The 9,538-nt window shown below is 48.3% G+C and carries 6 protein-coding genes; 5 read left to right on the top strand and 1 reads right to left on the bottom strand.

Going from position 1 to position 9,538, the window contains the following annotated elements:
* Together ACWA6V_RS11370 and ACWA6V_RS11365 are read left to right on the top strand one after the other, a co-directional pair.
* Positions 1 to 1,946, top strand: a 1,946-nt coding sequence (locus tag ACWA6V_RS11370; RefSeq protein ID WP_449522593.1) for a TonB-dependent receptor, incomplete at its 5' end; no start/stop codon positions are given.
* 107 nt (positions 1,947 to 2,053) lie between these two features.
* Positions 2,054 to 3,358: a PepSY-associated TM helix domain-containing protein gene (locus tag ACWA6V_RS11365; protein ID WP_449522592.1), complete on the top strand. Its 1,305-nt coding sequence runs from the start codon at positions 2,054 to 2,056 to the stop codon at positions 3,356 to 3,358.
* On the opposite strand, the gene ACWA6V_RS11360 is transcribed toward ACWA6V_RS11365, so the two are convergent.
* Complete coding sequence (locus tag ACWA6V_RS11360; protein WP_449522591.1) at positions 3,341 to 4,243, bottom strand: helix-turn-helix domain-containing protein; 903 nt, start codon at positions 4,241 to 4,243, stop codon at positions 3,341 to 3,343. The two genes, ACWA6V_RS11365 and ACWA6V_RS11360, sit on opposite strands and share 18 nt — an antisense overlap.
* Positions 4,244 to 4,434: 191 nt before the next feature.
* Here ACWA6V_RS11360 and ACWA6V_RS11355 point away from each other — a divergent pair, with 191 nt between their 5' ends.
* The 3 genes from ACWA6V_RS11355 to ACWA6V_RS11345 form a co-directional block, all read left to right on the top strand.
* Positions 4,435 to 7,416 (top strand): nucleoside hydrolase-like domain-containing protein, encoded by a 2,982-nt coding sequence (locus ACWA6V_RS11355; protein ID WP_449522590.1) that lies wholly within the window; start codon positions 4,435 to 4,437, stop codon positions 7,414 to 7,416.
* Between the two features lie 147 nt (positions 7,417 to 7,563).
* Complete coding sequence (locus tag ACWA6V_RS11350; protein WP_449522589.1) at positions 7,564 to 8,997, top strand: nucleoside hydrolase-like domain-containing protein; 1,434 nt, start codon at positions 7,564 to 7,566, stop codon at positions 8,995 to 8,997.
* 311 nt (positions 8,998 to 9,308) lie between these two features.
* Positions 9,309 to 9,538, top strand: a 230-nt coding sequence (locus tag ACWA6V_RS11345; RefSeq protein WP_449522588.1) for a hypothetical protein, incomplete at its 3' end; no start/stop codon positions are given.

Here is a 9,538-nt window from a genome sequence, read left to right as displayed (position 1 = left end):
GGAGCGGCGCGCCGCGTTGGACCATGGTGAGTGCAAGTGAAATTGCGCAGGTAGAAATTCTCTACGGCCCTTTCTCTGCCGAGTACAGCGGCAACTCCATGGGCGGTGTGATTCTGATTGAAACCGCGATTCCGCAAGAGCGACAAGTGCATGTGGATCTGGATTATTTCTCGCAAGATTTTTCTGCCTACGGTTTTAGTGATCGCCTCGACGGCTACAAAACTTTTGTCTCCTACGGTGAAACGTTTGGCGATTTCAGCTTGTATCTTTCCTACAACCGTTTGGAAAATGAGAGCCAACCCCAGTCCTATTATTTTGACAGCAAGCGCACGCTGAATAACGCCACGCCTGTGACAGGTATGGTTACAGATACCGATGTATTTGGTAAGCCTGCGTATTATTTTGGCGATACCGGCGTAGAGCAGGCGGTTACCGATAATTTCAAAATTAAAGTGGGTTACGATTTTGACAACTGGTCGAGCTTGTTAAATATCGCCTATGAAGATCGCAACACCCTGCGCGATACTCCGAATACCTATCTAACCAATGCGGCCGGCAATAAAGTCTGGTCGGGCAATTTTATTCAGGATGGTATCGCGATTACCGTTCCCGCATCGCGCTTGGGCGCCAGCGAATTGGATCGTCGCAGTTTGTCCACCGGCTTGCGGATTAAAGGCGAGTTAAACGAGCAGTTGCGCTTTGAAGGCAATGTGAGTGACTTCCGGATTTTGGAAGACAACTCGCGTGCATCCAGTCATTCACTGCAAGATCCATTATTCAAAGGTCGCGGACAAACCACTGACTATCAGGACACAGGTTGGCAAACGGCTGAAGGTAAATTTGTTTTTACCGGTATAGATGCCATGGAATTGATTTCCGGCATTCGTTACGAAACCTACGAACTCAATTTGGATGTATTTAATTCCGCTAATTGGGAGCAGGCGGACAACGCCGGGTTTACTAGTCGTTCCGGTGGTGAAACCAATATCGCTGCCGCATTTGTGCAAATGAACTGGGATGTCAGTGACCGTTGGGATTTAGCATTGGGCGGCCGCTATGAGCAGTGGCAAAGTAAAAACGGTTATTACAGCAAAGATATCGCCGCCACACCGGCGTTTGATCTGGTTGAGGTTGCCGATGCAGATCGCAACCAATTCTCGCCAAAATTTTCACTGGGTTATGTTCCCGCTGAAGACTGGTTGGTGCGTTACTCCTTGGCAAAAGCCTATCGCTTTCCAATTGTGGAAGAATTATTTACCCAGAGCTTAAATTATTCGTCGGTTGTACAAGCGCAACCGGATTTAAAACCGGAAAATGGTTTGCATCACAACCTGATGTTTGAAAAACAATTTGATGCAGGTTATGCGCGCGTCAATATTTTTACCGAGACGATTAAGGATGCGATTGAATCGCAAACCACTTTTTTGCCAAGCGGCTCCACTGTTCCCTCTGTTACTACCTTTGCTGCTGTCGATGAAGTGGAAACAGATGGTGTTGAGTTAATTTTGAATCGCTACGGCGTATTGGTGCCGGAGTTGGATATACGTTTTAATCTGGCTTATACCAAATCCATCATCACCGACAACTCAACGGCGGAAGCCAATAATCCAGCCGGCACTAAAAGTTTTGAAGGTAATGAGTACCCCCGCATGCCGCGCTGGCGTGGTAATTTGATGGCGACTTATCACGCAACCGATCGTTGGGATTTGAGTGCAAACCTGCAATACGCCGATAAAAGTTTTGGTCGCCTCGACAATACCGACACTGCAGAGCAAGTGATGGGCGCACAGGATGGTTACACCCGCGTTGGCGTAAAAACCACTTACGATCTTAGCGACCAAATCGAAGTGGGTTTTGGTATTGATAACCTCACCGATGAAGAGAGTTACGTCGCACACCCTTGGCCGGGTAGAAGTCTGTATTTAAGTCTCTCTTACGATATGTAATCTATTTGAATTTAATAGGGAGTCGTCATTCCCCGCAGGGGAATCCAGCTGTTACAAACATGGATTCCCCTGCGTGCAATGACGATGTGCCCCAAGCAGGTTTTATCATGAGCGCAACTTCCATCACTAATGTAACGTCAAACAGTAAAGCCCTTTACCGCACCATCTGGCGTTGGCATTTTTACGCGGGTATTTTTTGCATTCCGTTTGTAATCGCATTGTCGCTCACCGGTGCAATTTATTTATTTAAGCCCCATTACGAAAGTTGGCAGCAAAGCCAATACCATTCGCTGCCGATATCTGGCGAGCGCCTTGCTCCTAATCAACAGATTCAAGCGGCACTCGCCGCAATTCCCAACGGAAAATTTTTAAGCTATCGCCTACCGCAAGCAGCCGACGAAGCTGTTCTGGTGAATGTACAGGCCGATAGCAATTGGCAGGTGTTTGTGAATCCTTACACGGGCGAGGTGCTCGCCAAACAAGATTCCAGCGAAACCCTGATGAATATTGTTAGAACGCTGCACGGCGAATTGTTGTTGGGCAATGTAGGTTCAGTGCTGGTGGAATTAGCGGCTTGCTGGGCGATTGTGTTGTTAGTCAGTGGTGTGTATTTGTGGTGGCCGCGCAATGCCAAGGGCTTGGCTGGTGTTATTTATCCGCGCTTGCGCGAAGGCAGCCGGACGTTCTGGCGCGATATTCACGCGGTAACCGGCATTTGGATTTCGTCACTCGCCTTATTTTTATTGGTGACCGGATTACCCTGGGCGCTGGTGTGGGGCGCTGCGCTAAAAGAAGTGCGCGCGCTGGATTTTTCCGCACAGCAGGATTGGACGCAAAGCCGCGCGCAAGAACATCAACACTGGCGTGCACAGGCGAGTGATGTATTTGATTTAACGCCAGCGATTTTAGCCACCGCTGAAAAAATCCAATTGGCGCCGCCGGTAGAATTGAGTATCAGCAACGCCCATCACAATACCTGGAAAGCCTCATCGCAAGCAGGCAATCGCCCCGAACGTGTGGATGCCTGGATCAGTGCCGATGGTGCCATCGAAAAGCAATCGCTCTTTGCTGATAAAAAATTATTGGACCGCGCGATTGGTATCGGCGTAGCCGCACATGAAGGCTATTTATTTGGCTGGTTTAATCTGGTGTTGGGTGTGCTGACCTGCGCGGGGTTAATACTCATGAGTGTGAGCGGATTTATTTTATGGCGCAAACGCAAACCGGATTCCGTGTTAGGCGCACCACCGGCAATGCCAACCCGTGTGGGTTTTGCCGTGGTGGCAATTACTATAGGTCTGGCAATTTTTCTGCCGCTGTTGGCGATTTCACTCATCGCACTCTTGGTGATTGAATTTTTACTATTGCGCAGACTCAGCGGCGTTAGCCAATGGTTAGGATTGAGTCGATAAAATTGCGGAATTAATATGGTCGTGGGTCTTGCGATAATCGCGTGGTGAGCAGCCGCAGATTCGCTGAAAGGCATCATTGAATCTGCTCATAGAGGAAAACCCTGCTTGCAAACCGATTTCAGTAATAGAGGTATCGCTTGTGGTTAGCATGCGTTGCGCATGTGCGATGCGATGCTGTGTGAGAAAATTAATCAACGTTGTGCCGAAGGTTTTTTGAAACAAATTCATCGCGTAGCTCGGGTGTAAATTAACCTGCTCGCCAATCTGTTGTACCGTTAATTTTTGTGTATAGTTCTGTGCGATGAAGCACGCCATCTGTTCCACTTTGCTAAGCCCTGCCTCTGCAATTCCCGCGAGATGATCGCGCGTATCAGCTGAATAGGTTTCGCGGTGATAATCGGCCGCCAAGCGCGTTATGCGCGCTTGCATCTCCAACGTCACAGCGCGTGCTATCCCCGGCTTTTGTACATAAAGATCATTGGTCCATTGCTCAAATAAAAAGAGGTCCGGCTCTCTGCGCGCGTGATCCGGTTCGCCAATCACATTGCCCTGCAATAACGCCTGTACAAAATGTTCGGGTAACCGCCATTGCAAAAAATTTTGTAATGGAATGGTTGCGACGAAATACGGCTGCTCATCCGTAAAGTGAATAATTTGATGTGGCACGGCAGCCCAAAACAAACTGATCGCCCCCTCTTGGATCTCGACTTTCTTGCCTCCCAATAAATAGGTCAGGCTTCCATGCGGCAAAAAATTGATTTCAATTTCATTGTGGTGATCGGGTCTCGGCATCACCGATGCCTGCCAGCTCACGCAACTGAGTCCGTAGGGCGAGAAATCCCGGCGGTCCGGGTCGAAGGATTGAGTCAGCGCTTTATTGGGCATGAGCGGAGTTTCCGTGCAGTAGAACACAGTTTGGGTGATGGACTATTCATTGGTAAGGATACAGGCACTTTTAGCTGAAAGACAGGGAGAATCAAGTCTATCCAAAGAATATAGTAAGCGAGTGGTAGTCGTCAGGCGCTTTCTGATGCACGGATTTGGTCCCAACAATAACTGACTCAAGGACTTCAAATATGAATCCCTCACTAACAAAACGGGCGCATGGCTGGCGCATGGCTGCAAGCCTGGTGCTATGCGTTTTATCCCTGTGCAATCAAGCACTCGCGGCCGACGCCGACAACAAGCGTTTTCGCCTGATCTGGACCTCGGACTTTCCTCCCATCCCGGTTACCAATAGCGACCCGGACGATGTGCAATCCATCGTGCGTCTGCTGACCTACGCCAATGAATTGGATATTGAAGGCTTTATTGCATCTGCCGGTACTTACGGCATGGTTGCCAATAAATCCAACTTGAATCCTGTGTGGGATGCCTACGCGAAGGTGCAGGACAATTTAAAAAAATACGATAGCCGTTACCCCAATGCCGACAAGTTGCGCGCAATAACTTACGAAGGAAAAGGTAATAACAATGGCGTGAGTATTAAGTGGGAATGCAACAAGCAACCCGCTGAAAATTTAATTGGCGCTGGCAAAGACAGCGAAGGTTCCAATGCGATTATCGCAGCGGCCGATAAGCCGGATACACGCCCGCTCTGGATTGGTGTCGCAGGTGGCCCGCGCGAAGTGGCGCAAGCGATTTGGAAAGTGCGCAGCACACGTTCAGCAGCAGATGCCAATGCGTTTATCGGCAAGCTGCGCGTATTTTTAATCGCCTGCCAGGACAGCACGCACCAATACATTATGAATGTGCCGAATTTATTTGTGATTGAATCTAAAAATTCCTATCAGGGATTTTTTTGCGACGGCAACGCGCTCTGCAACAGTAATTGGTTAGATACCAATATTCGTTTCAATCACGGCCCGCTTGCGGCACTTTATCCTCCCAAGGGCGCCGCGATTACCGGCGTGCAAGAAGGTGACTCGCCCGCGTTCATGCATTTAATCAGCGCGATGCGTGGAATTAATAACGCTGAGAATCCTGCGCAAGGTGGATGGGGTGGAAAATATCGTCGCGATGGCTCCACTAATCGCTGGCTCGATGACGGCGGTGCAAGCATTAAAGCGGGGCTCAGTCAGTATCAAGCAGAATTTGCCTTGCGTGCAGATTGGATGGTGGCCGGTGCGCCCTTGCCGTCAAGCAAATCATCTTCTATTGCCAGCTCGAGTAAACCTGCGAGCCTAATGTCGTCCTCCGCTAGTAGTGCTTCAAAAGTATCGAGCAGTCTGGTTTCGTCGCGCACATCAGTAAGCTCAAGTGCAATCGCACAATCCAGTAAAGCCAGCTCCAGTGCAGCAACAACCGGCGATCCAGTGGTGGTGGCGATTAATGCGGGTGGCCAAGCCGTCACCTATAAAGGCGTAAATTATCGTGCCGACGCTTATTTTACCGGTGGCTTAATTTCTACTACCAAAGAAGATATTCGCGGCACCACGGAAGATGCCTTATTTCAGGATGAACGTTACGGCACCTACGCCTATCGCATTCCGGTCACCGCAGGAAGTTATTCTGTAGAAATGCAATTCGCTGAGATCTATCACAATGCGCAGGGCAAGCGTTCGTTTAACGTGAGTATTGAAGGTCAGCAATTGCTGTCGCGCGTCGATTTATTTGCTTACGCAGGTCGCAACGGTATTTATACCTACGAGGCAAAAAATATTGCCGTTAATGACGGCTATTTGGACATCAATTTGGAAACCCTGATCGACAATGCACAAATTGCCGGATTCGTGGTTCGTTCGGCGACGGGAAAATTAATCGTCAATCAATCCTCTTCCTCATCAAGTTCAACTGGCAATATCGCTACAGGTTCTAAAATCCGTTTAATCAATACCACGGATTTGGGTGCTGACCCAGACGATCAACAATCGCTGGTGCATCAATTAGTGATGGCGAATGAATTTGATCTGGAAGGCTTGGTGGTCAGTACCAGTTGCTGGCGCAAAAACCAAAGCGATACCAGCATGCTGGACAAAATTGTTAATGCCTATGGTCAGGCGTTACCAAATCTGAAAAAACATGCCGAGGGCTTTCCATCCGTTGAGTATCTAAAATCCATTTCTGCATTGGGTCAGCGCGGTTATGGCATGGCCGATGTGGGTGCAGGTAAAGACTCCGCAGGATCGAATTTAATTATTGCCGCCGCCGACAAAAATGATGCGCGTCCACTGTGGGTCAGCTGTTGGGGTGGATGTAATACGCTTGCGCAGGCGATTTGGAAAGTGCAAAACACGCGCTCAGCCAGTGACCTTAATAAATTTATTAGCAAGCTGCGCGTTTACGATGTGCTCGGGCAAGATGATGCAGGCGCATGGATGACCAAAAACTTTCCGGAATTATTTTTTATTCGCGCTACCGGTGTTTATGGCTGGCAACCGTCTGACAGTTGGCTCGCGTCTAATGTGCAAAATCACGGAGCTTTAGGTGCTGCTTACCCCAATCGAATTTACGCAGCAGAAGGTGACTCGCCGGCATTTATGTATTTGGTGCCGAATGGGCTGAGTGATCCGGAAAAAGTCGATCAAGGTAATTGGGGTGGTCGCTTTGATACCGCGAAAAAAAGCGGCATTCGCAGCATGCAACCCGTCACTAATGAGGCCCAGTACGATACCTATCGCATGTTCGGTAATACCGGTGAAGGTTCCGGTGCAATCAGCCGTTGGCGTGCCGGGTATGAAAATAATTTTGCTGCGCGCATGGATTGGAGTATTTCAGGCAACTATGCTGATGCAAACCACCATCCGGTTGCGGTGGTCAATGCAAACAACACGCGCAATGTGATTTACCTGAATGCAGCGGCGGGCACTAGCCTCAAACTGGATGCCAATGGTTCGCGTGACCCGGATGGTAATAGCCTGAATTTTAATTGGTCGGTTTACACGGAACCGAGTAGTTACAAAGGCGGTGTGACCATTCAAAACAATTCCGCCGTACAGGCAACCTTACAGGTACCGGGTGATGCAAAAGGTAAAAGCATTCACGTTATTTTCACCCTGCGCGACTCTGGCTCGCCGAATCTCTATGCCTATCGGCGTGTGGTGGTACAGGTTCAATAAAGCCGTCGCCACTGAATTGTTATTGAAGAGTGAAGTCACGGATTACCTACAGTCATTTAGGTAATTCGCCCCTTGGGCCTGCCTGTGCAGGCCATTTTTGTTTTTAAGAAAAACGTTTCTATGGGAGTCGCGTTGGTGAATAAGGTTATGCGTGTTAAAAAACTATTGTCCAGTTATGTGTTGTTACTGCTGTGCATGGTGATCTTGCCTGCAACAGCCCAAACTAATCATCGCATGATTGTACTTACCGATATTGAGGCTGATCCCGACGATACACAAACGCTGGTGCGGTTGATGCTTTACGCCAATCAGATCGATATTAAAGGTTTGATCGCAACTACCTCAGTACATCAAAAAAATCGCATCGCGCCGGAATCAATTCATAACGTCATTCGCGCTTACGGCAAGGTTCAAAAAAACTTGCTGCAACATGAGGCGGGTTTTCCTACTGAAAAAACCTTGGCCAGTCTGGTAAAAAATGGGTCGCCTGTGTATGGCATGGCCGGTGTTGGTGAAGGAAAAAATACAGCAGGTTCGGATTGGATTATCAAACTATTACAAGAGAAGGATGAGCGTCCGTTATGGATTTCCGTTTGGGGCGGTGCTAACACACTGGCACAAGCGCTTTTCACATTGAAAGCGAACACAACAGACGCCGAGCTTGCGCGGCTAATTGCGAAGTTGCGTGTGTATTCTATTTCTGATCAAGACGACACCGGCTTTTGGATTCGCCAACAATTTCCGCAATTATTTTATATTGTCAGCCCCGGTGGTTATGGCGCTGCAACCTGGGTGGGTATGAATCAAGTGGTTGAAGGCATCGACAACAAGCGCATCAGTAATCGCTGGTTAACCAAACACATTCAACAAAAACACGGCCCACTGGGCGCAATTTATCCCGATGTTGCTTACGGTGTAGAAGGCGATACACCCGCCTGGCTTGCGTTAATTTCCAATGGTTTGAACTCACCGGAGAATCCGGCGTGGGGTGGTTGGGGTGGTCGCTACGAACTGTATATTCCCCAGCGCGAAAACACCGATCCAAACGGGTTTAATGGCGGCATTCCCATTGAGCAAGAAACGCGCCCCATCTGGACGAACGCAGTGGATACCTACACCCCTTGGGTGGCGGCTGATTATGGCCGCGCAACCAAACGCGGCGAAAAATCCTTTACCGATTATCCCGCAAGTCTGTGGCGTTGGCGCGATGATTTTCAGAATGATTTTGCCGCGCGTATGGATTGGACAATAAATACTTACGCGGAAGCAAATCATCCGCCCCTAGCATCACTCGCACATGAAAGACAATTGCGCGTGAAATCCGGCGAGTATTTTTCACTGGATGCCAGCAAATCCAGTGATCCAGACGGCGACAATATCAGCTACTACTGGTTCGCCTACCCGGAGGCCACTGGCTTTAAAGGTGAAGTAAAAATTGATGCAGAAAATTTAGCACGCATCAACATCACCACTTCCAAAGTCGCTGCCGAAACAACATTGCATATCATTGTGCGAGTGACCGATAAAGGCACACCCGCACTCTCGCGCTATGAACGGGTTATCGTGACTTTATTACCCTGATGTAAAGTGATGGTATACACAGGGAGCAAGTGATTTTGAAAAGCGCGCAACTCACACTGCGTGCTTTTTTATTGGATGTGGAAGAGGTATGGGGTAGGATTGGTCGCTTAATGCTCGCGCCAAAGGCTAGGCAGCTATTTTAGAGCGACACAGGAGTTAAAGCCGAAGCAGCAGAAGGTCTCAGGTGTGCCCAAAGCATAACTTTATTTTACTCTTCCATTAAATTTCTGACCGCTGAAAACATATTCGAGGTCTGGTATATCTGATGCATCAAACGTTTTCTCCATCTTAAATCGATCAAAGGATAAAAAATGGAGTACTTAAATATTTCTAGAATTTATGTAATTCAATCATTAGTTCTCTCAGAGGTACAAACTGGGGATAAGATTAAAGAGGATGTCGATGGATATATCGCATATGCCGGACATCCTATTAGTTGTGTGCTGAAAAATGTGTATGACATAGAAGATTTATTTAGTTGTCTCAATGAAATCGCTGCATATGCAGGGAAAAGTAATTTAACGGTTGTTCATTTTGAATG

Source organism: Cellvibrio sp. (assembly GCF_053579595.1).
Note: the sequence above shows the minus strand (reverse complement) of the source record. Positions and strands in the feature narration are given on the sequence as shown.